Annotated in this window: 24 protein-coding genes; 16 read left to right on the top strand and 8 right to left on the bottom strand. The window is 61.7% G+C overall.

The features are described 5' to 3' along the window. Positions 1 to 113: 113 nt before the first annotated feature. Positions 114 to 2051 (bottom strand): bifunctional 5-dehydro-2-deoxygluconokinase/5-dehydro-2-deoxyphosphogluconate aldolase, encoded by a 1938-nt coding sequence (locus EGM97_RS17820; protein WP_238965292.1) that lies wholly within the window; start codon positions 2049 to 2051, stop codon positions 114 to 116. A gap of 313 nt (positions 2052 to 2364) precedes the next feature. Between EGM97_RS17820 and EGM97_RS17815 the strand changes: the two genes are divergently transcribed. Next, positions 2365 to 3279: a MurR/RpiR family transcriptional regulator gene (locus tag EGM97_RS17815; RefSeq protein WP_238965293.1), complete on the top strand. Its 915-nt coding sequence runs from the start codon at positions 2365 to 2367 to the stop codon at positions 3277 to 3279. A 32-nt stretch (positions 3280 to 3311) separates the two neighbouring features. After that, positions 3312 to 3923 (top strand): glutathione S-transferase family protein, encoded by a 612-nt coding sequence (locus tag EGM97_RS17810; RefSeq protein WP_238965294.1) that lies wholly within the window; start codon positions 3312 to 3314, stop codon positions 3921 to 3923. Positions 3924 to 4051: 128 nt separating this feature from the next. On the opposite strand, the gene hcnC is transcribed toward EGM97_RS17810, so the two are convergent. From hcnC to hcnA, 3 genes are read right to left on the bottom strand one after another with little or no spacing between them, the layout of a single operon-like run. Next, positions 4052 to 5326 (bottom strand): cyanide-forming glycine dehydrogenase subunit HcnC, encoded by a 1275-nt coding sequence (gene hcnC, locus EGM97_RS17805; protein ID WP_238965295.1) that lies wholly within the window; start codon positions 5324 to 5326, stop codon positions 4052 to 4054. Next, positions 5319 to 6728 (bottom strand): cyanide-forming glycine dehydrogenase subunit HcnB, encoded by a 1410-nt coding sequence (gene hcnB, locus EGM97_RS17800; RefSeq protein ID WP_238965296.1) that lies wholly within the window; start codon positions 6726 to 6728, stop codon positions 5319 to 5321. The genes hcnC and hcnB overlap by 8 nt, the downstream gene beginning before the upstream one ends. Next, a complete protein-coding gene (hcnA, locus tag EGM97_RS17795) occupies positions 6725 to 7048 on the bottom strand; it encodes a cyanide-forming glycine dehydrogenase subunit HcnA (RefSeq protein ID WP_053157323.1) in 324 nt (107 codons plus the stop codon). Before hcnA ends, hcnB begins: the two co-directional genes overlap by 4 nt. 287 nt (positions 7049 to 7335) lie before the next feature. On the opposite strand from hcnA, the gene EGM97_RS17790 reads away from it, so the two are divergent. Continuing rightward, positions 7336 to 8019 (top strand): response regulator transcription factor, encoded by a 684-nt coding sequence (locus EGM97_RS17790; protein ID WP_238965300.1) that lies wholly within the window; start codon positions 7336 to 7338, stop codon positions 8017 to 8019. Next, entirely contained in the window at positions 7997 to 9382 is a 1386-nt protein-coding gene (locus tag EGM97_RS17785) for a sensor histidine kinase (RefSeq protein WP_238965297.1), read from the top strand. The genes EGM97_RS17790 and EGM97_RS17785 overlap by 23 nt, the downstream gene beginning before the upstream one ends. 3 nt (positions 9383 to 9385) lie before the next feature. On the opposite strand, the gene EGM97_RS17780 is transcribed toward EGM97_RS17785, so the two are convergent. Beyond that, positions 9386 to 9634, bottom strand: a complete 249-nt coding sequence (locus EGM97_RS17780; protein WP_238965298.1) for a DUF1652 domain-containing protein — start codon at positions 9632 to 9634, stop codon at positions 9386 to 9388. A gap of 239 nt (positions 9635 to 9873) precedes the next feature. After that, positions 9874 to 11358 (bottom strand): helix-turn-helix transcriptional regulator, encoded by a 1485-nt coding sequence (locus tag EGM97_RS17775; protein ID WP_238965299.1) that lies wholly within the window; start codon positions 11356 to 11358, stop codon positions 9874 to 9876. Positions 11359 to 11794: 436 nt separating this feature from the next. Between EGM97_RS17775 and EGM97_RS17770 the strand changes: the two genes are divergently transcribed. The 7 genes from EGM97_RS17770 (at position 11795) to EGM97_RS17740 (ending at position 18888) form a co-directional block, all read left to right on the top strand. Further along, complete coding sequence (locus EGM97_RS17770) at positions 11795 to 13024, top strand: OprD family porin (RefSeq protein ID WP_477788828.1); 1230 nt, start codon at positions 11795 to 11797, stop codon at positions 13022 to 13024. 189 nt (positions 13025 to 13213) lie between these two features. Further along, positions 13214 to 14035: an NAD-dependent epimerase/dehydratase family protein gene (locus EGM97_RS17765; protein ID WP_238961858.1), complete on the top strand. Its 822-nt coding sequence runs from the start codon at positions 13214 to 13216 to the stop codon at positions 14033 to 14035. Between the two features lie 44 nt (positions 14036 to 14079). Continuing rightward, positions 14080 to 14985, top strand: coding sequence for an SMP-30/gluconolactonase/LRE family protein (locus tag EGM97_RS17760; RefSeq protein ID WP_238961857.1), 906 nt, complete (start codon positions 14080 to 14082; stop codon positions 14983 to 14985). 56 nt (positions 14986 to 15041) lie between these two features. Further along, entirely contained in the window at positions 15042 to 16010 is a 969-nt protein-coding gene (locus EGM97_RS17755; protein ID WP_238961856.1) for a TRAP transporter substrate-binding protein, read from the top strand. Between the two features lie 75 nt (positions 16011 to 16085). Further along, positions 16086 to 16613 carry a TRAP transporter small permease gene (locus EGM97_RS17750; protein WP_238961855.1) on the top strand — a complete coding sequence of 176 codons (528 nt, stop codon included), beginning with the start codon at positions 16086 to 16088 and terminating at the stop codon, positions 16611 to 16613. Continuing rightward, entirely contained in the window at positions 16613 to 17893 is a 1281-nt protein-coding gene (locus EGM97_RS17745) for a TRAP transporter large permease (RefSeq protein ID WP_238961854.1), read from the top strand. The genes EGM97_RS17750 and EGM97_RS17745 overlap by 1 nt, the downstream gene beginning before the upstream one ends. Positions 17894 to 18018: 125 nt before the next feature. After that, positions 18019 to 18888 carry an aldose 1-epimerase gene (locus EGM97_RS17740; protein WP_238961853.1) on the top strand — a complete coding sequence of 290 codons (870 nt, stop codon included), beginning with the start codon at positions 18019 to 18021 and terminating at the stop codon, positions 18886 to 18888. 44 nt (positions 18889 to 18932) lie between these two features. Here the strand turns inward: EGM97_RS17740 and EGM97_RS17735 are convergent, their stop codons facing one another. Beyond that, a complete protein-coding gene (locus EGM97_RS17735; protein ID WP_238961852.1) occupies positions 18933 to 19733 on the bottom strand; it encodes a sulfite exporter TauE/SafE family protein in 801 nt (266 codons plus the stop codon). A gap of 137 nt (positions 19734 to 19870) precedes the next feature. Between EGM97_RS17735 and EGM97_RS17730 the strand changes: the two genes are divergently transcribed. Next, on the top strand, positions 19871 to 20734 hold the full coding sequence (locus EGM97_RS17730) for an MBL fold metallo-hydrolase (protein ID WP_238961851.1): 864 nt from the start codon (positions 19871 to 19873) through the stop codon (positions 20732 to 20734). Positions 20735 to 20890: 156 nt separating this feature from the next. On the opposite strand, the gene bkdR is transcribed toward EGM97_RS17730, so the two are convergent. Continuing rightward, positions 20891 to 21379: a Bkd operon transcriptional regulator BkdR gene (bkdR, locus tag EGM97_RS17725; RefSeq protein WP_003202929.1), complete on the bottom strand. Its 489-nt coding sequence runs from the start codon at positions 21377 to 21379 to the stop codon at positions 20891 to 20893. A 191-nt stretch (positions 21380 to 21570) separates the two neighbouring features. Here bkdR and EGM97_RS17720 point away from each other — a divergent pair, with 191 nt between their 5' ends. The 4 genes from EGM97_RS17720 to lpdA are packed head-to-tail and all read left to right on the top strand — an operon-like array spanning position 21571 to position 26524. Next, a complete protein-coding gene (locus EGM97_RS17720) occupies positions 21571 to 22806 on the top strand; it encodes a 3-methyl-2-oxobutanoate dehydrogenase (2-methylpropanoyl-transferring) subunit alpha (protein WP_053157370.1) in 1236 nt (411 codons plus the stop codon). A 1-nt stretch (position 22807) separates the two neighbouring features. Further along, entirely contained in the window at positions 22808 to 23866 is a 1059-nt protein-coding gene (locus EGM97_RS17715; RefSeq protein WP_238961850.1) for an alpha-ketoacid dehydrogenase subunit beta, read from the top strand. Beyond that, positions 23867 to 25135: a dihydrolipoamide acetyltransferase family protein gene (locus EGM97_RS17710; protein ID WP_238961849.1), complete on the top strand. Its 1269-nt coding sequence runs from the start codon at positions 23867 to 23869 to the stop codon at positions 25133 to 25135. Positions 25136 to 25138: 3 nt separating this feature from the next. Beyond that, positions 25139 to 26524, top strand: coding sequence for a dihydrolipoyl dehydrogenase (gene lpdA / locus EGM97_RS17705; protein ID WP_238961848.1), 1386 nt, complete (start codon positions 25139 to 25141; stop codon positions 26522 to 26524). Positions 26525 to 26579 lie beyond the last annotated feature (55 nt).

Raw genomic sequence — 26579 nt, 5'->3', positions numbered from 1 at the left:
GTCCTTGTGGGAGCGGGCTTGCTCGCGAAAGCGGTGTGTCAGGCGGTATCGAAGTTGACAGTACCGCCGTCTTCGCGAGCAAGCCCGCTCCCACATTTGAATGTCATAGGCTGTCACGCCCGGGCTGCACGCCACGCATCGATCAACTCCACAAAAGTGCCCTGCACCTGCCGGATCAGCGTTTCGTCATCGATTTCCCCGGCGAGCCAGGCCCGGCTCGGTTCCTGGAAAATCGTGCGTCCGACCGCAAAACCCTGGCACGTCGTGCTCTGGCTGGCCTGGCGGAAACCTTCTGCCAGTGCCGCCGCCGGCGCGTTGAGGCCCAGCAACACCACGCCGCGGCAATACGGGTCACGTTGCTGGATCAACTCATCGAGCTGCTTCCACTCCTGCGCGGTCTGGGCTTCGATTTTCCACCAGGCCGGGAAAATACCCAGGTTATAGAGGCGCTTGATGGCCCGATACAGCACCTCCGGGTGCTGTGACGGATGATCCTTGGGTGGAATGACCTCCAGCAGCAATTCATGGCCGCTGACCTGGGAGGCCTTGTACAGCCCCACCAATTGGGCCTCTTGCTCCAGGCGCAGCAGTGGTTCGTCGTCGGGGTGGTACTGCACCAGGCACTTGATGATCTGCTCGGCAGGCCAGGCGATCAGGTTGCTGCCAATGGAACGCCCATGCTCGAACGCCAACGGTCGCGACCCCTGCACCTCCACCGGCCGCGCCACCCACCAGCCACGGCCGGTGGCGGCATTGAGCGCGTCCTGGCCGAAACGTTGGTCGGCCAACAACCCGACATCGGCCTCGATGCCCTGATGTCGCAGATCGGCTTCGACCCGCTCCACCGCCTGGATGAACAGTTGTTTGAGTTCGCCAATGCTGCTCAAGTCCCGCTCACCCTTTTGAGCCAGCTCCACCAGTTGACCGCGATGATCGAAGGCGAAGATGAACAGTTGCTTCCAGGTTTTGCGAGGCACACTGACCTGATGCAAGCGCTGCAACGCAACGTCCTGGTCCGGCCGCGTGATCGGCACCGGGCTGTTGAACAGGTAATCGAGTTCGGCCCGGGTCGGCATTGCCGGGGCACAAGCGTGGCGCGACACCACCAGGCCCCCGCAGGCGTTGGCCAGTTGGCAGCAGCGCGCATCGTCAGCCTCCTCCAGCCAACCGGCGAGAAAGCCCGACATGAACGCATCACCCGCGCCCAGGACGTTCAAGACTTCAACGCGTACCCCCGGATAAATCGCAGCGTCTTCCAGTCGACTCGGGATGGCACCATGGATCACCGTACACCCCTGCGGGCCGAGCTTGACCACCAGGGTGGCGGCCGTCAGCGACCGTACGGTGCGCAGTGCTGCCAGCAGGTCCGTGCTGCCGCCGGCAATCAGGAATTCTTCTTCGGTGCCGACGATCAGGTCGAAGCGCGGCAGGATGCCTTGCACATGGCGGCTGACGGTCTGGTCGGCGACGAAACGGGTTTGCCCATCGGCCTTGCCGGTCAGCCCCCAGAGCACCGGCCGATAGTCGATATCCAGGATGCGTTTGACGTTGTGCTTTGCCGCGTGGTCCAGCGCCTGGATGCTGGCCTTGTAGACGCTTTCGGTCGAGAAATGAGTGCCGGTGATCAACAGCGACTTACTGGAGGCGATAAAGGCTTCGTCAATGTCTTCGGCGCGCAGCGCCATGTCGGCGCAGTTTTCCCGATAGAACACCAGGGGAAAGGTTTCGCGGTCCTTGATACCCAGCAGGACCATGGCAGTAAGACGTTCCGGGTCGACCTTGATGCCGCTGACGTCGCAGCCCTCTCGCACCAGGGACTCCACCAGGAAGCGGCCCATGTGGTCGTCCCCCACGCGGCTCAGCATGGCTGACCTGAGCCCGAGCCGAGCGGTGCCGAACGCGATGTTGGCCGAAGACCCGCCCAGGTATTTGGCGAAGCTTGAGACATCTTCCAGCCGCGCCCCGACTTGCTGCGCGTACAGATCGACACCCAGGCGTCCCAGGCAAATCACATCCAATTGACGCCCACTGGCAAAACGAGTCTGGCCCATGCTGGCTCCTGTTATTTTTATCAGCCTGCGCTCGCTGCCGAGAGCGGCGCCAACGCGTTTGGTGGATGCAGACTAAAACGAGCCGCGGGCTTGAATCAACAAATATTCCATAAATTTTTTATGTGGAATATTTTTTCCAATACACTGCGCGACGAACCGGGTCGGGCGCAGTGCATCGTTTCAGCACGTAACGTGACTCGCCGCGCTCATTATTTTCCTTGCGCCTACGCTGTAGACTGCAACCAGCCAACCCGTTGTCGAGGGCCGGCCTGTTACCGGACCGCCCTACAAGAACAAGCCAGAAGGATTTTCTATGACCCGCCCCGATCTGACGGAGCCGTCCGAGCGCGCGTCCGCCCTCTCAAGCCCACCGATCAACGCCGAGCGTCTGTTGCAACTGATCACCGAAGAATACGAAAGCCTGCCGCGCCAGCTCAAACGCATCGCCAGCTACATGAGCCAGCAGAGCGACCGGATCATGGTCGACCGCATCAGTGACATTGCCCGCGAGTGCGAAGTACACCCTTCGGCCATCGTGCGCTTTTCCCAACGCTTCGGGTTCAGCGGTTTCAGTGAAATGCAGGCGCTGTTCCGCGAGGCCTACACTCACAAGGCCACGCCGGTACAGAACTACCAACAGCGCATCCGCAGCATGATCGCCAACAAGTCGCAAAAAGCCAGCGGCGGCGACCTGGCACGTGAATGCATCAGCGCCACGCTATCGGGCATCGAGCGACTGGGGCTTGAACTGGATGACCAGGCGTTCGACAAGGCCGTGGACCTGGTGGTCAATGCCGACAACATTTATGTTGTGGGCGTACGGCGGTCTTTCGCGGTGGCCGATTACCTGGTCTACAACCTGCAACACACCAACAAACGCATTCACCTGGTATCCGGGCTGGGGGGCAGTTATCGTGAGCAAATGCGCAGCGTACGGGCCAACGACCTGGTGATCGCCATCAGCTTCACCCCCTATGGCAAGGAAACCCAGCACTGCCTGCGTATCGCCCAGCATCATCAGGCCAAGACGCTGATCATCACCGACAGCAACCTGTCACCCCTGGCCAAACGGGCCAATACGGTGTTGCTGGTAAACGAAGGCAGCTCGTTCGCCTTCCGTTCGCTGAGCGCCACCCTTTGCCTGTGCCAGGCGTTGTTCATCGCCGTGGCCTACCGACTGGAGCTCAAGGTCGATGAGATCCATGAGCAAGCAGGATTCGAGGATTAATCTGCGCTTCATTAATTGCTGAAGGAAAAGCCATGAAACTGATCGGTATGCTGGACTCGCCTTATGTGCGACGCGTCGCCATTTCCGCCAAATGCCTGGGTATTCCCCTCGAACACGAGTCGGTTTCGGTGTTCAGGCATTTCGAGCAGTTCCGCAGCATCAACCCGGTGGTCAAGGCGCCCACCATGGTGCTCGACGATGGCACGGTCCTGATGGATTCGACGTTGATCATCGACTATCTGGAGGCGCTGGCCGTACCGGGCAAAAGCCTGGTGCCGAACGACCTCGGGCAACGGGCACACTCACTTCGCCTGATCGGACTGGCACTCGCGGCGTGCGAAAAATCGGTACAGATCTACTACGAACGCACTCTGCGGCCGGCGGACATTCAACACGCGCCGTGGCTCGAACGGGTTCAAGGCCAGCTATTGGCGGCCTATACCGCACTGGAGCAGGAACTACAGAAACAACCCCTGGCCTGCGATGGCTCGATCGATCAAGCCGGCATTACCGTAGCGGTGGCCTGGAGCTTCACAAATCTTGTGGTCCCTGACCAGGTGCAGGGCAAGCCCTTTACGTTGATCAGTGCGTTCACGGCATATGCCGAGGGGCTGGAAGCGTTTGTCAGTACGCCGATGGAGTAGCGTTTGTGGTCAGGTGACTGCAGACTTGCATTCACCACAGCACTCTTGTGGGAGCGAGCAGGCTCGCTCCCACATAGATTTTGGAGTATCCCCGGATCCGTGTATTCATCTCAGATCCCAGGGACCGCTCAGGCCAGTTCCATTTCCTTCGGCTCGGCAGCCGGCACCACCTCGAACCGATCCGCCAGGAACGGGGTGATGTCCAGCGGTAATGGCTCGTTGTTCACCAGCTTGTCCAGCAGCACCCCGGTGATCGCCGAGGTCAGGATGCCGGTGCGGAAATGTCCGCAGGCATTGAGGTATCCCTCCACGCCTCGCATCGGCCCCAGGATCGGCAACTCATCGGGAGAGCCAGGACGCAAGCCGGCCCAGGTCCGCTTGAGATTGATGTCGGCCAGTTGCGGGATGCAGCGCACGGCCCCCTGCACCAGCCCTTCGATCTCCGGGTAGGTGGTGGTCACGTCGAAGCCTTTGTCCTCGGTGGTGCTGCCGATCAGGATCTCGCCGTTGTCTTTCTGTGCCACGTAGCAATCGCTGGTGGTCAGGCAGCCGTTGAGAATCTTCGGCATGCGTTCGGTCAGCAGGATCTGGCCCTTGACCGGTTTGACCGGAATCCGCACGCCAGTCGCCTGCTCGCTCAGGTCTGCCGCCCAGGCGCCGGCGGCGTTGATCAGCGTCCGGCAGCTGAAAATGCCCGCCTCGGCGGTCTTCACCCCCGTGACCCGCGCACCCTCGCGCAGGACCTCAGTGACATTGGTATTGAAGAACAGGTCGACGCCGTTCTGCCGGGCGCCTTCGGTATAGGCGTCCGCCAGGCGGAACGGACTGACTTGATGGTCGCACAGGAACTCCAGCGCTCCCCTCGCCTCATGACTGACACTCGGTTCGGCCTCGCGCAGGGCGGCCTGGTCCAGCCAGCGCACTTGATCGGCCAGATGGGGAATGCAGGCGACGATATGTTCGGCGTACAAGCGGTCCTCGTCGTCATAGATCACGAATTTGAGCCCGGTCTGCTCGAACTTGAAATCCATGCCGTGGTTGTCGATCAGTTCTCTGTGCAACTGGGGGTACATCGCGTTGGACTGCAAGGCGAAGTCGAAAAACGACTGGGGCAGGATGTGCGGCGTACTGGCGTCCACCGCCACGGCTGCCCCCTGGGCCTGACGCTTGCGATTGGCGGACATCATGCGAAAGAAAATCACCCCGCAGCCAAGCCCCACGGATTCGCCGATGGCCCACAGGCCTCCGGCGGAAGCGCGGGTGGCATTGCCCGGACGCTTGGCATCGATCAGGGCGATTTTCAGCGCTTTGCGCTTGGACAGCTGATAGGCGCAAGAAGCCCCGATTACACCGCCACCGGCGATGACGACGTCATATTCCTTGAGGTACTGATGCTCAATCATGCTGTACGCCCTCCTGGCCTACATTGACGAATGCGGAAAAAGGGACAGGATCGATGGGAAAGCGCGGGCGCAGCCAACCGACATCCGTGCGGCCGGTGGCTTCGCGCAGCCGGTCGCTGCAATAACCGACGCACATCCGCCCCTGGCAGTCGCCCATGCTCACGCGGGTGCGCATTTTCAGGCTGGCCATGTCTTGCACGCCCTGCTCCAGCGCCCGATCGATATCGGCACGGGTCGCATGCTCGCAACGGCAGATCACCGTATCGGCGCTGGGCAATGCGGTCTGCCCGGCACCGCGGCGGGTATAACGATCCACGGCGGCGCGGAAACGAACGATACGGTCCAACTGCGCCTGGTATCGCTCGCGGCGTTCGAGGGCGACGCGGGAATCGATCACGTTGCCCTGCATCAGGATCGACAGGGCGGCGATGCGCCCGCTCAGCATGGCGGCTTCACCGCCACGGATCCCGCCCATGTCGCCGGCCAGGTGGATATGGGCCTCGCTGCTCTGTTGCCAGGCGTCGGACACCGCCCGCAGGTAGCCGTCGTCGCTGAAACCATGCTCCAGGCCCATCTGCTGGCTCAACTGGGTGCGCGGAATGAAGCCGTAGCCGACCGCCAGTGTCTGGGCCGGTACCTGCTCGGCACGGGCCAGGTCGGGCTCCCAGTCGCTGGAATAGGGAGCGACGGTGACGCAGCTCAATTCACCTTCGCCATCGGCCCGCACCACGCCCCAGCCGTAATGCACGGCAATACGGTGCAGCTTGAGGTATCCCAGCATGCTCAGGCCGTCGAGAAACAGCTGCGGCTTGTTCAACAAGGCCAGACTTTCCCTGGCGATCCTGCCAAATGCACATGCCTCGTAGACACCGGCCACCGCCACGCCCGCCGCATGCAGCTGACAGGCCACCAGTGGCAGCAACGGGCCAGTGCCCGCGATCACCACCGGGCTTGGCGGCTTGACTACGCCGCTCTTGATCTGCAACTGCAGCCCCCCCAGCAACATCACCCCAGGGAGCGTCCAGCCGGGAAACGGCACACTGCGCTCATGGCAACCGGCCGCCAGTACCAGGTGAGAATAGGTGATCTCCCGTGCGCGCTCTTCGGCATCCAGCAACATCAGTGCCCGAAACCCTTCGGCACCGATGACCCGGCTCTCCAGCCGGACATCGATCAGACCGGCATACCGATGGAACTCGCCATGGAGTTTGCCCAGGGCTTCACTATAGCGTGGCCCCAGGTAGTCAAGGCTCACGCCGTCGCGCAACGGCCCACGGTACACCACGCCACCCAGGCGCGGCGCCTCTTCGAGCAAGGTACAGCGCACCCCATGGGCGGCCAGCTCGATGGCCGCGGCCATACCCGCCGGGCCACCACCTACGATCACGGGATCGAGACTCATGGCGCCTCCGTTTCGGCAATGCGGTTGGTCCGGGTTTCGATCTGCATGCCGGGACGCACCCGGGTCTGGCAAGCGCGGCGCTTGTGACGCCCGTCGATCTTGACCAGGCAGCATTGGCACACACCCATGCCGCAATAGGCGCCACTGATCTGATGATGATCGTTGCGAGCCACCTGGCGCTGGCCCAGTGACTGGATGACCGTGAGAACGGTTTCGCCATGGGCGGCGTCGACGGTTCGCCCGTCCAGGCACACCGTCATGTCGGCCCTTGCCAACGGCTGGATATCGAATTTTCGACGTAGAGGGTCTTGAGGCTGCATGATGCTGCTCTTCCTTGATGTTCTTATTGAAGGACCAGTGAGGTCTCCGCTCCTTGCCGCACACCATCACCGGTGTGCGTCGGTGCCTGGATCAACGCGCCAAAGCGGGGCAACCGATGCAACATGATAGTGCGGGCGAAAATCATGTTATGGATTATTTGTGACCAAGTGTTGACCCAGGCCAGTGAAACCGCTTGCCGCCTCGATGAACTTTTTTTCAGAAAGCCGACAGGTAATCTTTGGCAGAATGCTGCGCAATGGCATCAATTTCCAACCTGGTATCGCCCATGAACCGCATCCTGACCATCGAAGACGACGCCGTGACCGCCCGTGAAATCGTCGCCGAGCTGACCCGCAATGGCCTGAGTGTCGATTGGGTCGACAACGGCCGAGAGGGTCTGGAGCGCGCGGTAAGCGGCGACTACGACCTGATTACCCTCGACCGCATGCTGCCCGAGCTCGATGGCCTGGTGATCGTCACTACGTTGCGCGACATGGGCGTAGCGACGCCCATCCTCATGATCAGTGCCTTGTCCGATGTGGATGAGCGGGTACGCGGCCTGCGGGCCGGCGGCGACGATTACCTGACCAAACCCTTCGCCACCGACGAGATGGCCGCCCGTGTCGAAGTGTTGCTGCGCCGCAGCAATAGCGCCCAAGAGACAGAAACCACGTTGCGAGTGGCCGATCTGGAACTGAACCTGATCAGCCGCGAAGCCAGCCGCAACGGGCAGTTGCTCAGCCTGTTGCCCACCGAATACAAGCTGCTGGAATTCCTGATGCGCAACAGCGGGCAGATCCTGTCGCGCATGATGATTTTCGAAGAAGTCTGGGGTTATCACTTCGACCCCGGCACCAATCTGATCGATGTCCACATCGGCCGTCTGCGCAAGAAAATCGACCCACCGGGCCTGGAACCCCTGATTCGCACGGTGCGAGGTTCCGGCTATGTCATTGCTGAACCCCGCTAAGGGCTGGCGCTCCTCCAGCAGTCGCCTGCTGGCGCTGTACAGTGCGCTGTTCGTGATCTGGAGCGTCTTGCTGATGGGGGTGATGTACTACGAAGTGTTCGGCTACCTCGACAGCCTGGCCAGACATTCCATGATGCAGCGTCAGCATCTGTTCGCCCATATCCGCGCCGATCAGTTGGAAGATGCACTCATGGCCAGCTTGACCCTGGACGAGCGCGGGGTCGACGCCTATGGCCTGTTCGACCCGCAACTGCGGCATCTGAGCGGGCCGATCCAGCGGATTCCCGTCGACCTGCCCCTCGATGGCAAGATCCACATGCTGGGCAGCTGTGTCGACTACGATGCCCCGGACGTGCCTTCCGACAGTTGCGACGCAGTGGCGACCCGGACCCAGGACGGGCGCTGGCTGGTGTTGGCGCGGGACAACGGTTCGCTCTTCGCGGTCACGCACATCATTCTGCGTGCGCTGCTATGGGGCGTCTCGCTGACCATCCTGCCAGGCCTCGCCGGCTGGCATCTGTTGCGTCGTCGACCGCTGCAGCGTATCCGCAAGCTGCAAGCCAGTGCCGAGGCCATCGTGGCGGGCGACCTCACCCACCGTCTTCCGCTGTCGAGCCGACGCGATGAACTGGACATGCTGGCGGCGATCGTCAATGCCATGCTCGATCGCATCGAGCGCCTGATGAATGAGGTCAAGGGTGTATGCGACAACATCGCCCATGATCTGCGCACGCCGCTCACTCGACTGCGCGCCCAGCTTTATCGCATACAGCAAGAAGCCGAGGAAGGCTCACCCGAAGCCATGCAGATGGATCAGGTGATTGCCGAGACCGATACCCTGATGGCTCGGTTTCGCGGGCTGCTGCGCATCTCCGAACTGGAAGACCAGCAGCGCCGCTCGGGATTCGTGCGCCTCGACCCCTTGCAACTATTGCAGGAACTGCACGATTTCTACTTGCCCGTGGCCGAAGAGCGAGAGCTGGCCTTCAGTCTCGAGGTGCCCGACAGCCTGCCCCTGCTCAATGGCGACCGGGCGTTGCTGTTCGAAGCCGTATCGAACCTGCTGAGCAACTCCATCAAGTTTACACCGCCGGGAGGCGTGGTGATCCTGCGCGGTGTCGACCAGGGCGACAGTACCCTCATCGAGGTACTCGACTCCGGCCCTGGCATCCCGGAGGCGGAACGCCAGGCGGTGTTCCGTCGTTTCTACCGTGCCGAAGGCAGCAGCCAGCACGGTGGGTTCGGCCTGGGCCTGTCCATCGTCGCGGCGATTGTCAATTTGCACGGGTTTACGCTGGAGGTGAACAGCAGCGAACAGGGCGGAGCGCGGTTGGCACTCGATTGCCGGGCTACGCTGCTGTAACGATCAGGCGGGATCGCCGCGATGCAGCGGGGTGTTTTCCAACTCGTAACGCAATTCGTCGATGAGCCTGGCGATGCTTTCTTCCGATCGGACGCTATCGACACTCATGCCGCTCACCACCAGGTCGACTTCACCGCTTTCCCGGTGGTAAAGGCGTACAGTGAGCGTGCCGTCGCCATTGAGGCTGCATTCACAAGCCAGTGGTGAAAAGTTCTCTTCAAGGCGCAGGCGTAAGGGAGCCAGATGAGTCATGCGCTGCACCCTTCAGGCCTTGACGTGCGAAAGAACGGTAAGCAGCACCGACCTCCCGCCTCCCTCGGACATCTTGTCGATCCCGCATTTGATTGGCTTGTTGCACATGTGCGTATTCCTTGACTGTTTCGTGGGGACGCGACGTCTCCTGCGACGTCGCACACAGAACAGCCTAAGGAACCCTACGCACCGGTAAAACCCATATTTGCACCAGCATGACCGGTGCATTTGCACTGCTATCACGGCGCCTTCATCCGCCATTCATTGGCAAACAGACCACGCTCCCGCGCCCAGACGATCGCCTCGCTGCGGCTATGAACGTCCAGCTTCGAATACAGCGTCGCCACATGATTGCGTACGGTATTGGGCGCTAATTTCAAGCGCGAGGCGATTTCCTTGTCGGCCAGGCCCTGGCAGATCAGCCCCAGCACGTCACGCTCACGAGCCGTCAGCTCGGTGAACGATACGCTGGGTACCGGTGCGTTGATGCTTTTCACATTCGCCAGTTTTTCAATCAGGGTCCGACTGAACCAGGAGGCGTCCTTCATGACCTCTTCGATGGCTGACACCAGTTCCAACTCCGAGCGCTTGCGTTCGGTAATGTTCATCAGCACCAGCAGGTAGCAGGGCTTGCCCTGGATCTGCACCGTATCGGCGGCCACTTCACAGTCGATGAGTTCACCGCCCTTCTTCTGCACCTTGACATCGAGCCTCGACACGGCAGCAGCGTCTTCCAGCCTGGCAAACAGCGTGGCGCTGGCGTCGTTGTCGATAAAGCCGATTTCCTCCACGGTCTTGCCCAGCAGCTCCTCGCTGGCGTAACCGGTGGTCCGTAGAAATGCCTCGTTGACTTCCAGCAACTGTTGTTCAGCGCTGCATACCAGGGTAGGCACCGGGGACAGACGGAATGATTTGGCGAAGCGCTCCTCGCTCTGGCGTAACGCAGTCTCGGCCTTGCGACGCGGCTCCATATCCATGAAGGAAAACAACATGCAGTTCTCGTCCTGCAAGTCCAATGGCTGGCCGGCGACGATCACCTGCTTGCAGCCACCGTCGGGCAGCCTCAGTTCAGCCTGCATTTGCGGGATGGTCGCGCCCTGCCCCAGGCGCTCGATGGCCAGGTCACGTTTTTCCGCGGCTTCGAGCACGTCCAATTCGTACACGGAGCGGCCGATCACCTGGTCGCGACTGTAGCCGGTCATCTCCAGGAAGCCCTGGTTGACCTTGATATAGCGCAGGTCGCTGAGGCGGCAGATCACCGCCGGCGCCGGGTTGGCAGCGAAGGTTTTTTCGAAACGTTGTTCGGCGCTGGCCCACTCGGTGGCATCACTGAGGATCAGCACCAGATACTCCGGCTCGCCGTCACGGTCATTCAGGACCATGCTGCGGATGCGGTGGACCCAGGTGCGATCCGGCTCGGCCTCGGGCGTGACTTCAACCAGCACGTCGCTGAACTCATCGCCACGCGCCACGCGGGCGATGGGATAGTTGTCCTCGGGAAGCGGGTGGTTATTGCGGTAGCGCAAGGCGAAGCGTCGGGCGTACTCCTTGGCATTGCCACCCAGTTCGTCGAGTTCCTTGACTCCGTGCATGGTCAAAGCGGCCTCATTGGCCCAGGCAATCGTCTGGTCGACGCCGATCAGCATCACTCCGTCCGACAGCCCGGCGATAATCTGCAACAACTGACGACGATTGGTATCGGCGTTGGGGACTTCTTGGTTCATTGGGTCTCCATGTGATCAGCAACGCATGGTGGTTACGACCCTACCTGCCAGCGACGCGTTCCCTGTGGAGAGCATCGGACGCGGCAATCCGAAGTTGACCTTCGACTAATGTCTTAGACCGGCCATCGCACACCAAAAACCATTGATCTTTTTTCCACCGTACCGGATGGCCCAGGCGCAGCGGCTTTACCGGGCCCCCTCCCTTCCCAACGTTCGGGACAGTCGCCCGCGATGGGACGGGTTTTTCGCCAGGAAATCAAATAATGGCCAGTTGACAACGAGCGTCCAGCCACAAATAATCTCGCCCATGTTGTACGACGACGTATGACAAATAAAAACAACAAAAAAGTAAGGGAGCGCCATAGTGAGTACACGTGTCCGTTTTTCGCCCATCAACCGTCCACACCGCCGTACTTTTTTCAAATCCACCCCCGCGCTGACCCTTCTCGGTTGCAGCAGTCTGGCAGCATTGCTGCCCCTGACCGCGCAGGCCGAAGGCTTCATCGATGATGCCAAGGCCACGCTGAACCTGCGCAACGCCTACTTCAACCGCAACTTCATCAACCCCAACAACGCCCAGGGCAAAGCCGAGGAATGGACCCAGAGTTTCATCCTCGACGCCAAGTCCGGCTTCACCCAGGGCACAGTAGGTTTTGGTGTGGACGTGCTGGGCCTGTACTCGGTCAAGCTCGACGGCGGTAAAGGCACGGCCGGCACTCAGTTGTTGCCAGTGCACGACGACGGCCGCCCGGCCGACGACTTCGGCCGTTTGGGCGTCGCCCTGAAGGCCAAGGTGTCGAAGACCGAACTGAAGGTCGGCGAATGGATGCCGGTGCTGCCGATTCTGCGTTCCGACGATGGTCGCTCCCTGCCACAGACCTTCCGCGGTGGTCAGATCACTTCCACCGAAATCAGCGGCCTGAGCCTGTATGGCGGACAGTTCCGCGGCAACAGCCCGCGCAATGACGCGAGCATGGAAGACATGTTCATGAACGGCCGTCCGGCCGCCACGTCCGACCGCTTCAACTTCGGCGGCGGCGAATACGCCTTCAACGAGAAACGCACCCAGGTCAGCGTCTGGTACGCGGAACTGTCTGACATCTATCAGCAGCAGTATTTCAACCTGACCCACAGCCAGCCCATCGGCGACTGGACCCTGGGCGCCAACCTTGGCTACTTCATCGGCAAGGAAAACGGCAGCGCGCTGGCCGGCGACCTGGACAACAAAACCGCCTTCGCCATGCTCTCGGCCAAATACGGCGGCAACACCTTCTATGTCGGCCTGCAAAAAGTCGGCGGCGACGACGCCTGGATGCGCGTCAACGGCACCAGCGGCGGCACCCTGGCCAACGACAGCTACAACTCCAGCTACGACAACGCCAAGGAAAAATCCTGGCAAGTGCGCCACGACTTCAACTTTGCCGCCGTCGGCGTGCCGGGCCTGACCCTGATGAACCGCTACATCAGCGGCGAAAACGTACACACCGCCACGGTCGACGATGGCAAGGAATGGGGACGTGAAAGTGAACTGGCCTATACCGTCCAGAGCGGTGCGCTGAAGAACCTCAACGTGAAATGGCGCAACTCGTCGCTGCGTCGTGACTTCAGTACGAACGAGTTCGATGAGAACCGCATCTTTATCAGCTATCCGATTTCGCTTCTCTGAACAAAGGATCCGCTGCCATGACCTGCCATGCGCAGGTCATGAGCGTGGTGTAACGAATGGCAAGGACGCCGGTTCAGAGCGATTCGTCGATCAAACGTTGACAAGGTAGCGGAAGGATAAGGATATTCAGCTCAGTCGTACGACAACCTATAACAACTGATACCTTTCACTGCTTGCTCAGGTACCTCCATGACTACGACAACCATTCGCCACCCCTTCAATCGCCTGCTGTTGACCGGCGCCGCCGGCGGCCTGGGCAAAGTGCTGCGCGAACGCCTCAAACCTTACGCCCGGTGCATCCGGCTGTCGGACATCGCCAGCATGACCCCGGCCATCGACGAAAGCGAAGAAGTGGTGCTGTGCGACCTGGCCGACAAGCAGGCGGTGCATCAACTGGTCGAAGGCGTCGACGCCATCCTGCATTTCGGTGGCGTATCGGTGGAGCGCCCATTCGAAGAAATCCTCGGCCCCAACATCAGCGGCGTCTTCCACATTTATGAAGCGGCCCGCAAACATGGCGTCAAACGCGTTATCTTCGCCAGCTCCAACCATGTCATCGGTTTCTACAAGCAGGACGAGCACCTCGATGCCCTCTCGCCTCGTCGCCCGGACGGCTACTACGGCCTGTCCAAGTCCTATGGCGAAGACGTCGCCAGCTTCTATTTCGATCGCTACGGCATCGAAACCGTGAGCATCCGTATTGGCTCATCGTTTCCCGAGCCACAAAACCGCCGGATGATGAGCACCTGGCTAAGCTACGACGACCTCACCCAACTGATCGAGTGCTCGCTCTACACCCCGAACGTGGGGCACACCGTGGTGTACGGCATGTCCGCCAACCGCGACGTCTGGTGGAACAACAGCCAGGCCGCGCACTTGGGCTACCAGCCCAAGGACACCTCCGAAATCTTCCGCGCCAAGGTCGAGGCACAGCCGATGCCGGCTGCCGACGATCCGGCCAGGGTCTACCAGGGCGGTGCCTTTGTCGCCACCGGCCCGTTCGACGACTGATTCGCCTGTTTTTCCATGGGTTACAACGCCATAAGGGAATCACCATGCAAGCCGAATTGATTGTCGATGCACGCAACGCCGTCGGGGAAAGCCCGGTCTGGGTCCCCGAAGATAACGCCTTGTACTGGGTGGACATCCCCAGCGGCGGCCTGCAGTGCTGGAATGCTGGAACCGGGCAACTGAAGGGTTGGAATGCTCCGGAAATGCTCGCCTGTATCGCCCGTCATCAGGACGGCGGTTGGGTGGCCGGCATGGAGAGCGGTTTCTTCCGCCTGCACGCCAACGACGATGGCACGCTGGACAGTGAATTGTGCGTCAGCGTCGAGCACAGCCGCGTCGACATGCGCCTCAACGATGGCCGTTGCGACCGCCAGGGTCGCTTCTGGGCCGGTAGCATGGTGCTGAACATGGGCGCCAACGCCGTCGAAGGTCGGATGTACCGTTATCAGGCCGGGCAACGCAGCCCGGTCGAGGCGCAACTGAGCGGCTTCATCGTGCCCAACGGCCTGGGCTTCAGCCCGGACGGACGGACGATGTACCTCTCCGACTCGCATCCGTTGGTGCAGCAGATCTGGGCCTTCGAGTACGACATCGACAGCGGCACCCCGTCCAACCGGCGGCTGTTTGTCGACATGATGCCCCTGGCAGGACGCCCGGACGGCGCAGCGGTAGACGCCGACGGCTGCTACTGGATCTGCGCCAACGACGCCGGCCTCATTCACCGTTTCACCCCGGATGGCCGGCTGGATCGCTCGCTGCCGGTGCCCGTGAAGAAACCGACGATGTGCGCCTTTGGCGGCAGCCGCCTGGACACCCTGTTCGTCACCTCGATCCGCCCCGGCGACGACACCGATGACGACTCTCTGGCCGGGGGCGTATTCGCGCTCAACCCCGGCGTTACGGGCCTTGCAGAACCTGCATTCGGAGGAGTGAAACACTCCGCAGACTGATCCGCTTCACCGCTTTACTGGAAGAACCATAAAAACAACAAGACTGGAGATTGACCATGAACTTCAAACGCACACTTCTGATCGCAGCCCTGCCCCTGGCCTTCCTGGCCCAGGCGGCGCATGCCCTTGAACTCAAGATCGCCGACATCCACCCAAAGGGCTACCCGACGGTGGTCGCCGAGGAATCCATGGGCAAAACCCTGGAAAAAGAGAGCAACGGCGAGCTGAAGTTCAAGTACTTCCCGGGCGGCGTACTGGGCTCCGAGAAGGAAGTCATCGAGCAGATGCAAGCCGGCGCAATCCAGATGTCCCGCGTCAGCCTGGGCATCGTCGGTCCCGTGGTGCCGGACGTTAACGTCTTCAACATGCCATTCATCTTCCGCGACCAGGCTCACATGCGCGCCGTCATCGACGGGGAAGTCGGCGACGCGATCCTCGACCGGATCACCAATTCCGAGTTCGGCCTGGTGGCCTTGGCCTGGATGGACGGCGGCACGCGCAACCTCTACACCAAGAAACCGGTGCGCAAGCTCGAAGACCTCAAGGGTATGAAGATCCGCGTCCAGGGCAACCCGATGTTCATCGAGACCTTCAACGCCATGGGCGCCAACGGCATCGCCATGGACACCGGCGAGATCTTCAGCGCCTTGCAGACCGGCGTGATCGACGGCGCGGAAAACAACCCACCGACCATGCTTGAGCACAACCACTACCAGAACGCCAAGTTCTACAGCCTGACCGGTCACCTGATCCTGCCCGAGCCGATCGTGATGTCGAAGATCACCTGGAACAAGCTCACGCCGCAGCAGCAGGACATGGTGAAAAAAGCCGCCAAGGCCGCCCAGGCTGAAGAACGCGAACTGTGGGACAAGAAGTCCGCCGCCAGTGAAGAAAAACTCAAGGCTGCCGGCGTCGAGTTCATCACCGTGGACAAAAAACCGTTCTATGACGCCACCGCACCAATCCGGGCCAAATACGGCGCGCCGTATGCGGACCTGATCAAGCGTATCGAAGCTGTCCAGTAACACTTTTCGATCTCTTCTCATGAAAAGGCCCGGCGCGCCTGTGGTTGATGGCGCGCCCGGTTACGGTGGAACCCGATGAAGAATTTGCTGCTGCGTATCAACGACACGATTTACATGACTTGCATCTGGGTGGCCGGCCTCTCTGTCCTCGCCGTTGCGCTGATGATTCCCTGGGGGGTGTTTGCCCGCTACGTGCTGGGCTCCGGCGCCAGCTGGCCGGAACCCACCGCCATCTTGCTGATGATCGTATTCACCTTCATCGGCGCCGCCGCCAGTTACCGCTCCGGCTCGCACATGGCCGTGGATATGGTCACCAGCCGCTTGCCATCGCACTGGCGAAAAGCAGCGTCGGTTTTCACCCAGCTGCTGATGGCTGCGGTGTGCATTTTCATGACCATCTGGGGCACCAAGTTGTGCATGACCACCTGGAATCAATTCATGAGCGCCATCCCTACCCTGCGCGTCGGCATCACGTACATGCCGATTCCGGTGGGTGGCTTCCTGACCCTGATTTTTGTCCTGGAAAAACTCCTGCTGGGCGATCAAAGCCAGCGTCGGGTCGTGCAGTTCGACCTCGTTGAAGAAAGCGAAGGTGCCGTTTAATGGACGCTCTGATTCTGCTGGGCAGTTTTTTGCTGTTGATCCTGATCGGTATGCCGGTCGCCTATGCGTTGGGCGCCGCCGCCCTGATCGGGGCGTGGTGGATCGATATCCCGTTCCAGGCCATGATGATCCAGGTCGTGGGCGGGGTGAACAAGTTCTCGTTGCTGGCCATTCCGTTCTTCGTGCTGGCCGGCGCAATCATGGCCGAGGGTGGCATGTCCCGCCGGCTGGTGGCGTTCGCCAGTGTGTTGGTCGGGTTCGTGCGCGGTGGCCTGTCCCTGGTCAACCTCATGGCCTCGAGTTTCTTTGGCGCGATCTCCGGTTCATCGGTGGCCGACACCGCCTCCGTCGGCTCCGTGCTGATCCCGGAAATGGAGCGCCGTGGCTACCCGCGTGATTTCGCCACCGCTGTCACCGTCAGCGGATCGGTACAGGCGCTGCTGACGCCGCCAAGCCATAACGCGGTGCTGTACTCGCTCGCCGCTGGCGGGACCGTCTCGATCGGTTCGCTGTTCGTGGCCGGCATCGTCCCCGGCATCATGATGAACGTTTGCCTGATGGTGTTGTGCCTGCTCTTTGCGAAAAAGCGTAATTACCCCAAGGGTGAAGTGATTCCCCTCAAGGAAGCACTGAAGATTTGCAAGGAAGCCATGTGGGGCATGATGACCCTGTTCATCATCCTGGGCGGTATTCTCTCGGGTGTCTTCACCGCCACTGAATCGGCCGCCATCGCCGTGGTGTGGGCGTTCTTCGTGACCATGTGCATCTATCGCGACTACAAGTGGAGCGAATTGCCGAAACTGATGCACCGCACGGTGCGCACCATCTCCATCGTCATGATCCTGATCGGCTTCGCCGCCAGCTTCGGCTACATCATGACGCTGATGGAAATCCCGGCGAAGATCACCACCGCGCTCCTGACCCTGTCGGACAACCGCTATGTGATCCTGATGTGCATCAACGTGATGCTACTGGCCCTTGGCACCGTGATGGACATGGCGCCGCTGATCCTGATCCTGACCCCGATCCTGATGCCGGTGATCGTGGGCATCGGCGTGGACCCGGTGCAGTTCGGCATGATCATGCTGGTGAACCTGGGCATCGGCCTGATCACGCCACCGGTGGGCGCGGTGTTGTTCGTCGGTTCAGCCATTGGCAAGGTCAGTATCGAACACACAGTCAAGGCGCTGCTGCCGTTCTACGGCGTGCTGTTCCTGTTCCTGATGGCCGTGACTTATATCCCTGCCATTTCGCTGTGGTTGCCGCATCTGGTGTTGTAACTCTTCAGTAACCAGCAAGCCCTCATATGGCTTGCTGGCTTTTGTGGCGAGGGCGCTCGCTCCCTCGCCACAAAAGCATTCACACAAGACCGCTCCAACTGATTAACTCCGGCAGACAAGGCACCATGACCCCACCTCTTCTGCACCTCGAAGACGAACTGACCCACCTCACCCTCGCCCCCCACCTGGGCGCCAGCCTCGTCGAGTGGACCCTGCGCAGCAACGGCGCGCCGCTGCTTCGCCCGCCGGCCCCACAGGCCGTGGAGAACGGCCTGCCCGGCAAGCTTGGAGGATTCCCCCTGATTCCCTGGTCGAACCGGATCGCCAACGGCGGTTTCGACTGCCCGGCCGGCTGGCTCGCATTGGAAGCCAACAGCCCCAACGACCCGTTTCCGATCCATGGCAGCGCCTGGCAGCAGCCGTGGCAAGTCATCGAGCACGGTGCGCAGGACGTCCTGCTGCAACTCGACAGCCAACAACCCTTCGCCTACCGCGCCAGCCTGCGGATCCGCTTGAGCGGCGGCCAGTTGCAAATCGCGATGCACGTCACCCACATGGCCGAACAGGCGGCGTGGCACGGGCTCGGTCTGCATCCGTACTTCCCTCGCACTACCGGAACGCGCCTGCAAACCCGTGCCCGTGAAGTGTGGATGTGCGATGCCACGAAGCTGCCGACCGAACGGGTGGAGGTTCCGCCGCCGTGGGATTTCCAACAAGCCCGACTGCTGCCGGATACCCTGGTCGATAATGGTTTCGGCGGTTGGGACGGACAGTGCCTGATCCAGCAACCGGACCTGGGTTATGAGCTGCAATGCCAGGCCAGTGGCAGCGATTACTTTTTACTGTACTGCCCGGTGGGCCTGGATTTTTTCTGCATCGAACCGGTCAGCCATCCGGTCAATGCGCACCACCTGCCAGGGCGCCCAGGCTTGCGCCTGCTGGAGCAAGGTCAGTCGGTGGCATTGGGGTTTTCGATGCAGTGCAGAAGGCTATAAAACTGCTCACCCTGTGGCTCTCAAACAGGGTGAGGTTTAGCCAGTTACGCCCGCACCACCATGAACACCGCCACCCCCAGGCACACCCCGGCAAATCCCACCTGCAACGCCCGGGCCGGGACCTTGGCGGATAATCGCCGGCCCAACACCATCCCCGCAATGCTCGCTGCGATGAACGTCGCCCCGACCCGGTCGATGCTCACCCCGGCATGAAACGCCCCCACCACACCGATCAATGAAATCAGGCTGATGACCATCAAGGACGTCGCGACGATCCCGCGCATCTGCACATCGGTCAGTTGCTTGAAGGCCGGCACGATCAGAAACCCGCCGCCCACGCCCAGCAGACCCGACACCAGCCCCGTCACTGCGCCCAGCGCCGACAGCGTGGCGGTGCAGCGAGCGGTCCAGGCCAGGCGCCCGGTCTTGTGGTCGAGCATGCAGTTTTTCTGTCCCCAACTGGCGGCGCCATGGTCGCTGGGCCCCGGCTGCGGGCGCTCCCCGCGCAACATGCGCGCCGCTACCAGCACCATCAGCAGGCTGAACAGAATCATCAGGATTTTCTCAGGCAATCGATGGGCAACGTAGATGCCCACCGGCGAAAACACTGCACCCAACAGCGCGATCAACATCGCCGCGCGGTAACGCACCAGGCCGTGGCGCAACCCGTCGATAGCCCCCACCGCCGCCGCGCTGCCCACCGCGAACAACGCCACGGGAACCGCCTGGGTCATGCTCCATCCCAACCCCAATACCAACGCCGGCACGGCCAGGATGCCGCCGCCGGCCCCGGTCAAACCCAGCACCAGGCCCATGATCACGCCAAAAAGACTTGCCAGTAACATAGAGCTCTCTCAAGCCGCGCACACCTGTTGGCAGGTGCGATCGCATTTGCAGGACGCCTTGGCCCTCACTAAGCTGCGGACCATATGTTGTAACCCTCAAGCGTTGCAACCGGTTCTTCCCGCACAGGTTCGTTGTCATGCCCGCGCAGATTCAAAGCTTTCTCGACCCCGCCTCCAAGACCTATACCTATGTCGTCTATGAACACGACGGCGGGCAATGCGCGGTGGTCGATCCGGTGCTCGACTACGACCCGGCCTCGGGACGCAGCGGCACCGCCCAGGCCAATCGGGTGATCGCCTTCGTGCGTGAACATCGGTTGACGGTGCAATGGCTACTGGAAACCCATGCCCATGCCGATCACCTGTCCGCCGCGCCCTACTTGCGACGGGAGCTGGGGGGCAAGATCGCCATTGGCCAATCCATCGGCCAGGTCCAGGGCGTCTTCAAGACACTGTTCAACCTTGAGCCGCAGTTCGCGGTGGATGGTTCCCAGTTCGATCACCTGTTTGCGCCTGACGAATCGTTTTCCATCGGCAACCTCAAAGCCACTGCGCTGCACGTGCCCGGCCATACGCCCGCGGACATGGCCTACCTGATCGATGGCGACGTGATCCTGGTGGGCGATACCCTGTTCATGCCGGACGTGGGCACGGCCCGTTGCGACTTTCCCGGTGGCAACGCCCATCATCTCTTTGCCTCGATCCGCAAATTGCTGGCCTTCCCCGCCGGGGTGCGGCTCTATGTGTGCCACGACTACCCCCCCGATCATCGCGACCCTCAGTGCATGAGCACCGTGGGCGAGCAACGCCAGCACAACATCCACGTTCACGACGGCATCGACGAAGCCACATTTGTCGCCATGCGTACTCAACGGGATTCGACGCTGGGCATGCCGACGCTGTTGCTGCCGGCGATTCAGGTGAATGTGCGGGCGGGGAATCTGCCGCCGGCCGAGGATAATGGCGTGACGTACTTGAAGATTCCGATCAATCAGCTCTAAAGAAAATTCAAGAACCTGAGGCCGTTGGAATCCACACGATCCCTGTGGGAGCGGGCTTGCTCGCGAAAGCGGTGTACCAGTCGACGTCAATGGCGCCTGACACGCCCCCTTCGCGAGCAAGCCCGCTCCCACATTGGGCCAGTGTGGTGGCGTGCTTCAGGTGCCCAAGGTCAATCCATTGGCCGGTAGCGGCAATGCCGTCTTGTAGCGCACTTGCTTGAGCGCAAAGCTCGAACGGATATTCGCCACGCCCGGGACCTTGGTTAAAAAATCCATCATGAACCGCTCCAGGGACTGGATCGTCGGCACCAGCACACGGATGAGGTAGTCCGGATCCCCCGCCATCAGGTAGCACTCCATCACCTCGGGCCGGTCGGAGATCGCCTCTTCAAAGTGCTGCAACGCCTCCTCCACCTGCTTCTCCAGGCTGACATGGATGAACACGTTGACGTGCAAACCCAGCAGATCGGCGTCCAGCAGCGTGACCTGCTCGCGGATGACGCCGAGTTCCTCCATCGCCCGGACCCGGTTGAAACACGGCGTCGGCGAGAGGTTGACCGAACGAGCGAGGTCGGCGTTGGTGATGCGGGCATTTTCCTGGAGGCTGTTCAGAATGCCGATGTCGGTGCGATCCAATTTACGCATGAGACAGATATTCCTGATTTTTATCGTTGTGCAGATTTTTTATCTGCAAATAACCTGAACAGCAACCCAACAGAGAAAAATATTCTTCTGCGTCGAGCCTATGATTGTTGTAGGACAATTTTCCTTACCCAGGGAAATTGTCAGCTAGCGCGCCCACTACAAGAAATTCACAAGATCGAGCGTAGAAAGCCATGAACCCAGCGTATGAACCGCTACGCCTGCACGTCCCGGAACCCTCGGGCCGTCCCGGCTGCAAGACCGACTTCTCCTACCTGCATCTGAGCGATGCCGGCACGGTGCGCAAACCGTCCATCGACGTAGAACCTTCCGACACCGCCGACCTGGCCCGCAGCCTCATCCGAGTGCTCGACGACCAGGGCAATGCCCATGGACCATGGGCTGAAGACGTGCCGCTGGAGATCCTGCGCAAGGGCATGCGTGCCATGCTCAAGACGCGGATCTACGACAACCGCATGGTGGTTGCGCAGCGTCAGAAAAAAATGTCCTTCTACATGCAGAGCCTCGGCGAAGAGGCCATCGGCAGCGGCCAGGCCCTGGCGCTGAACATCGATGACATGTGTTTCCCCACCTACCGCCAGCAAAGCATCCTGATGGCCCGTGAGGTACCGCTGGTGGGCATGATCTGCCAGTTGCTGTCCAACGAGCGCGATCCGCTCAAGGGCCGGCAATTGCCGATCATGTACTCGGTCAAGGACGCTGGTTTCTTCACCATCTCCGGCAACCTCGCCACCCAATTCATCCAGGGCGTGGGCTGGGGCATGGCGTCGGCGATCAAGGGCGACACCAAGATTGCCTCGGCCTGGATCGGCGACGGCGCCACCGCCGAGTCGGACTTCCACACCGCCCTCACCTTCGCCCATGTCTACCGGGCGCCGGTGATCCTCAACGTGGTCAACAACCAGTGGGCGATTTCCACCTTCCAGGCCATCGCCGGGGGTGAAGCCACGACCTTCGCCGGACGCGGCGTCGGTTGCGGCATCGCCTCGCTGCGGGTCGACGGCAACGACTTCATGGCCGTCTATGCCGCCTCGCGCTGGGCCGCCGAACGCGCCCGGCGCAACTGCGGCCCGGCACTGATCGAATGGGTCACCTACCGCGCCGGCCCGCACTCCACCTCCGACGATCCGTCCAAGTACCGCCCCGCCGATGACTGGAGCCACTTCCCGCTGGGCGACCCGATTGCCCGCCTCAAGCAGCACATGATTCGTATCGGCCAGTGGTCGGAGGAAGAGCACGCCGCCGTCACCGCCGAGCTCGAAGCCGAGGTGATCGCCGCGCAGAAGGAAGCCGAGCAGTACGGCACCCTCGCCGGCGGGCAGATTCCAAGCGCCGCGACCATGTTCGAAGACGTCTACAAAGAGATGCCGGAGCACTTGAAGCGCCAGCGTCAGCAGTTGGGGATCTGACATGAACGATCACAACAACAATATTGCGTTGGACACCGCCATGACCACTACCACCATGACCATGATCCAGGCCCTGCGCTCGGCCATGGACGTGATGCTCGAACGCGACGACGACGTCGTGGTCTTCGGCCAGGACGTGGGCTACTTCGGCGGCGTGTTCCGCTGCACCGAAGGCCTGCAGAGCAAATACGGCACCTCGCGGGTGTTCGACGCACCGATTTCCGAAAGCGGCATCGTCGGCGTGGCGGTGGGCATGGGCGCCTATGGCTTGCGTCCGGTGGCCGAGATCCAGTTCGCCGACTACGTCTACCCGGCTTCGGACCAGATCATTTCCGAAGCGGCACGCCTGCGCTATCGCTCGGCCGGCGAATTCACCGCACCGATGACCCTGCGCATGCCTTGCGGCGGCGGCATTTATGGCGGCCAGACCCACAGCCAGAGCATCGAGGCGATGTTCACCCAGGTCTGCGGCCTGCGCACGGTGATGCCATCGAACCCCTACGATGCCAAGGGACTGTTGATCGCCTCCATCGAGAACGATGACCCGGTGATCTTCCTCGAACCCAAGCGCCTGTATAACGGCCCGTTCGACGGCCACCATGACCGCCCGGTAACCCCGTGGTCGAAACACCCCTCGGCGCAGGTGCCGGACGGCTATTACACCGTACCGCTGGACGTCGCCGCGATCACTCGTCCGGGCAAGGACGTGACCATCCTCACCTACGGCACCACCGTGTATGTGTCCCAGGCCGCCGCCGAGGAAACCGGTATCGATGCCGAGGTCATCGACCTGCGCAGCCTGTGGCCGCTGGACCTGGAAACCATCACCAAATCGGTGAAGAAAACCGGGCGCTGCGTGATCGTCCACGAAGCCACGCGCACCTGCGGCTTCGGCGCCGAGCTGGTGTCGCTGGTGCAAGAGCACTGCTTCCACCACCTGGAAGCGCCCATCGAGCGCGTCACCGGTTGGGACACTCCCTACCCGCACGCGCAGGAGTGGGCGTATTTCCCTGGGCCGTCCCGTGTGGGCGCGGCGTTGAAACGGGTCATGGAGGTCTGAATGGGCACGCACGTTATCAAGATGCCGGACATCGGCGAAGGCATCGCGGAAGTCGAGTTGTCGGTGTGGCACGTCAAGGTCGGCGACATGGTGGTCGAGGACCAGGTACTGGCCGATGTCATGACCGACAAAGCCATGGTGGATATTCCGTCGCCGGTGCATGGCCGGGTCATCGCCCTGGGCGGTGAACCGGGTGAAGTCATGGCGGTGGGCAGCGAACTGATCCGCATCGAGGTGGAGGGTGCGGGCAACTTGAAAGAGTCGGCTGCACAACCGGCTGCTCCGGTCCAGGCGCCGAAGCCTGAACCCGTCTCGGCTCCCGAGCCGGTCGTCGAGAAAGCCGCCGCGCCGCGTGCGGCGCCAGCAGCCCAAGCACCGGTAGCCCGTGCGCCCGATGAGCGTCCGCTGGCCTCGCCGGCTGTGCGCAAGCACGCCCTGGACCTCGGTATCCAATTGCGTCTGGTCCAGGGCAGCGGCCCTGCCGGGCGGATCCTGCACGAAGATCTGGAAGCCTATCTGACCCAGGGCCCGTCGGCCCAGGCCAAGGGCGGCTCCAACTACGCCGAACGCCACGACGAACAGCAAATCCCGGTGATCGGCATGCGTCGCAAGATCGCCCAACGCATGCAGGAAGCGACCCAGCGCGCCGCCCATTTCAGCTACGTCGAGGAAATCGATGTCACCGCGTTGGAAGAGTTGCGGGTCCATCTGAATGAAAAACACGGCGCCACCCGCGGCAAGCTGACCTTGCTGCCGTTCCTGGTGCGGGCGCTGGTCGTGGCGCTGCGGGACTTCCCGCAGATGAACGCCCGCTACGACGACGAAGCCCAGGTCATCCACCGCTCGGGGGCGGTGCATGTGGGCGTCGCCACGCAAAGCGATGTCGGCCTGATGGTGCCGGTGATGCGTCACGCCGAAGCCCGCAGCCTGTGGGACAGCGCGGCGGAAATCTCGCGCCTGGCAACCGCTGCCCGCAACGGTAAGGCCAGTCGCGATGAACTGTCCGGCTCGACCATCACCCTGACCAGCCTCGGCGCCCTCGGCGGCATCGTCAGCACGCCGGTGTTGAACCTGCCGGAAGTGGCCATCGTCGGCGTCAACAAGATCGTCGAACGACCTGTGGTGATCAAAGGCCAGATCGTCGTGCGCAAGATGATGAATCTCTCCAGCTCCTTCGATCACCGGGTGGTCGACGGCATGGACGCGGCGCAATTCATCCAGGCCGTGCGCGGCCTGCTCGAACAACCCGCTACGCTGTTTGTGGAGTAAGGAATGCAACAGACTCTGAACACTACGTTGCTGATCATCGGCGGCGGCCCTGGCGGTTATGTGGCAGCGATCCGCGCCGGTCAGTTGGGCATTCCGACCATCCTGGTGGAAGGCCAGGCGCTGGGCGGGACCTGCCTGAACATCGGCTGCATTCCGTCCAAGGCATTGATCCATGTGGCCGAGCAGTTCCACCAGACACGCCACCACAGCCAGGGCTCGGCCCTGGGCATCACGGTATCGGCGCCGAGCCTGGACATCGGCAAGAGCGTGGAGTGGAAGGACGGCATCGTCGACCGCCTGACCACTGGCGTCGCCACGCTACTTAAGAAGCACAAGGTCCAGGTCATTCATGGCTGGGCCAAGGTGGTCGACGGCAAGACCGTGGAAGTCGGCGACACTCGCATCCAGTGCGAACACCTGTTGCTGGCCACCGGTTCGAAAAGCGTCGACCTGCCGATGTTGCCGATTGGCGGGCCGATCATTTCCTCCACCGAAGCCCTCGCCCCGACCTCGGTGCCCAAGCATCTGGTAGTGGTCGGTGGCGGCTACATCGGCCTGGAACTGGGCATTGCCTATCGCAAGCTTGGCGCAGAGGTCAGCGTGGTCGAAGCCCAGGAGCGGATTCTGCCGGCCTATGACGGCGAGCTGACCCAGCCGGTGCACGAGGCGCTCAAGCAATTGGGCGTGAAGCTCTACCTCAAGCACAGTGTCGAAGATTTCGATGCCCAGGCCAGCACCTTGCAAGTGCGCGACCCGAATGGTGACACGCTCAACCTGGACACTGACCGGGTGCTGGTGGCCGTCGGGCGCAAGCCCAACACCCAAGGCTGGGGCCTCGAAGTGTTGAACCTGACGATGACCGGTTCGGCGGTGAAAATCGACAACCGCTGCCAGACCAGCATGCGCAACGTCTGGGCCATCGGCGACTTGAGTGGTGAACCAATGCTGGCCCACCGGGCGATGGCCCAAGGCGAAATGGTCGCCGAGCTGATCGCCGGCCAGCATCGCGAGTTCAACCCGGCGGCCATTGCGGCGGTGTGCTTCACCGATCCGGAACTGGTAGTGGTCGGCAAGACGCCGGACGAAGCCAAGGCGGCCGGGCTGGACTGCATCGTCGCCAGTTTCCCGTTTGCGGCCAATGGCCGGGCGATGACCCTGGAGTCGAAAAGCGGTTTCGTGCGGGTCGTGGCGCGTCGGGACAATCACTTGATCGTGGGTTGGCAGGCGGTTGGCGTGGGTGTCTCGGAGTTGTCCACGGCGTTCGGCCAGTCCCTGGAGATGGGCGCGCGGCTGGAAGACATCGCCGGCACCATCCACGCCCACCCGACCTTGGGTGAGGCGGTGCAGGAAGCGGCGTTGCGGGCGTTGGGGCATGCGTTGCATGTGTGACAGTTGTGGGTGAATAACTTGTGGGAGCAAGGCTTGCCCGCGATGCAGGCGATGC

It is taken from the genome of Pseudomonas sp. AF32 (assembly GCF_022342325.2).
Taxonomy (GTDB): Bacteria; Pseudomonadota; Gammaproteobacteria; order Pseudomonadales; family Pseudomonadaceae; genus Aquipseudomonas; species Aquipseudomonas uvaldensis.
Note: the sequence above shows the minus strand (reverse complement) of the source record. Positions and strands in the feature narration are given on the sequence as shown.

Coding starts and splice junctions, on each gene's coding strand:
- EGM97_RS17810 (WP_238965294.1), top strand. CDS start 3,312: ATGAAACTGATCGGTATGCTGGACTCGCCTTATGTGCGACGCGTCGCC.
- EGM97_RS17760 (WP_238961857.1), top strand. CDS start 14,080: ATGCAAGCCGAATTGATTGTCGATGCACGCAACGCCGTCGGGGAAAGC.
- EGM97_RS17780 (WP_238965298.1), bottom strand. CDS start 9,634: ATGACTCATCTGGCTCCCTTACGCCTGCGCCTTGAAGAGAACTTTTCA.
- hcnB (WP_238965296.1), bottom strand. CDS start 6,728: ATGAGTCTCGATCCCGTGATCGTAGGTGGTGGCCCGGCGGGTATGGCC.
- EGM97_RS17735 (WP_238961852.1), bottom strand. CDS start 19,733: ATGTTACTGGCAAGTCTTTTTGGCGTGATCATGGGCCTGGTGCTGGGT.
- hcnC (WP_238965295.1), bottom strand. CDS start 5,326: ATGATTGAGCATCAGTACCTCAAGGAATATGACGTCGTCATCGCCGGT.
- EGM97_RS17755 (WP_238961856.1), top strand. CDS start 15,042: ATGAACTTCAAACGCACACTTCTGATCGCAGCCCTGCCCCTGGCCTTC.
- EGM97_RS17745 (WP_238961854.1), top strand. CDS start 16,613: ATGGACGCTCTGATTCTGCTGGGCAGTTTTTTGCTGTTGATCCTGATC.
- EGM97_RS17710 (WP_238961849.1), top strand. CDS start 23,867: ATGGGCACGCACGTTATCAAGATGCCGGACATCGGCGAAGGCATCGCG.
- bkdR (WP_003202929.1), bottom strand. CDS start 21,379: ATGCGTAAATTGGATCGCACCGACATCGGCATTCTGAACAGCCTCCAG.
- EGM97_RS17740 (WP_238961853.1), top strand. CDS start 18,019: ATGACCCCACCTCTTCTGCACCTCGAAGACGAACTGACCCACCTCACC.
- hcnA (WP_053157323.1), bottom strand. CDS start 7,048: ATGCAGCCTCAAGACCCTCTACGTCGAAAATTCGATATCCAGCCGTTG.
- EGM97_RS17815 (WP_238965293.1), top strand. CDS start 2,365: ATGACCCGCCCCGATCTGACGGAGCCGTCCGAGCGCGCGTCCGCCCTC.
- EGM97_RS17775 (WP_238965299.1), bottom strand. CDS start 11,358: ATGAACCAAGAAGTCCCCAACGCCGATACCAATCGTCGTCAGTTGTTG.
- EGM97_RS17785 (WP_238965297.1), top strand. CDS start 7,997: ATGTCATTGCTGAACCCCGCTAAGGGCTGGCGCTCCTCCAGCAGTCGC.
- EGM97_RS17820 (WP_238965292.1), bottom strand. CDS start 2,051: ATGGGCCAGACTCGTTTTGCCAGTGGGCGTCAATTGGATGTGATTTGC.
- lpdA (WP_238961848.1), top strand. CDS start 25,139: ATGCAACAGACTCTGAACACTACGTTGCTGATCATCGGCGGCGGCCCT.
- EGM97_RS17750 (WP_238961855.1), top strand. CDS start 16,086: ATGAAGAATTTGCTGCTGCGTATCAACGACACGATTTACATGACTTGC.
- EGM97_RS17715 (WP_238961850.1), top strand. CDS start 22,808: ATGAACGATCACAACAACAATATTGCGTTGGACACCGCCATGACCACT.
- EGM97_RS17765 (WP_238961858.1), top strand. CDS start 13,214: ATGACTACGACAACCATTCGCCACCCCTTCAATCGCCTGCTGTTGACC.
- EGM97_RS17730 (WP_238961851.1), top strand. CDS start 19,871: ATGCCCGCGCAGATTCAAAGCTTTCTCGACCCCGCCTCCAAGACCTAT.
- EGM97_RS17790 (WP_238965300.1), top strand. CDS start 7,336: ATGAACCGCATCCTGACCATCGAAGACGACGCCGTGACCGCCCGTGAA.
- EGM97_RS17720 (WP_053157370.1), top strand. CDS start 21,571: ATGAACCCAGCGTATGAACCGCTACGCCTGCACGTCCCGGAACCCTCG.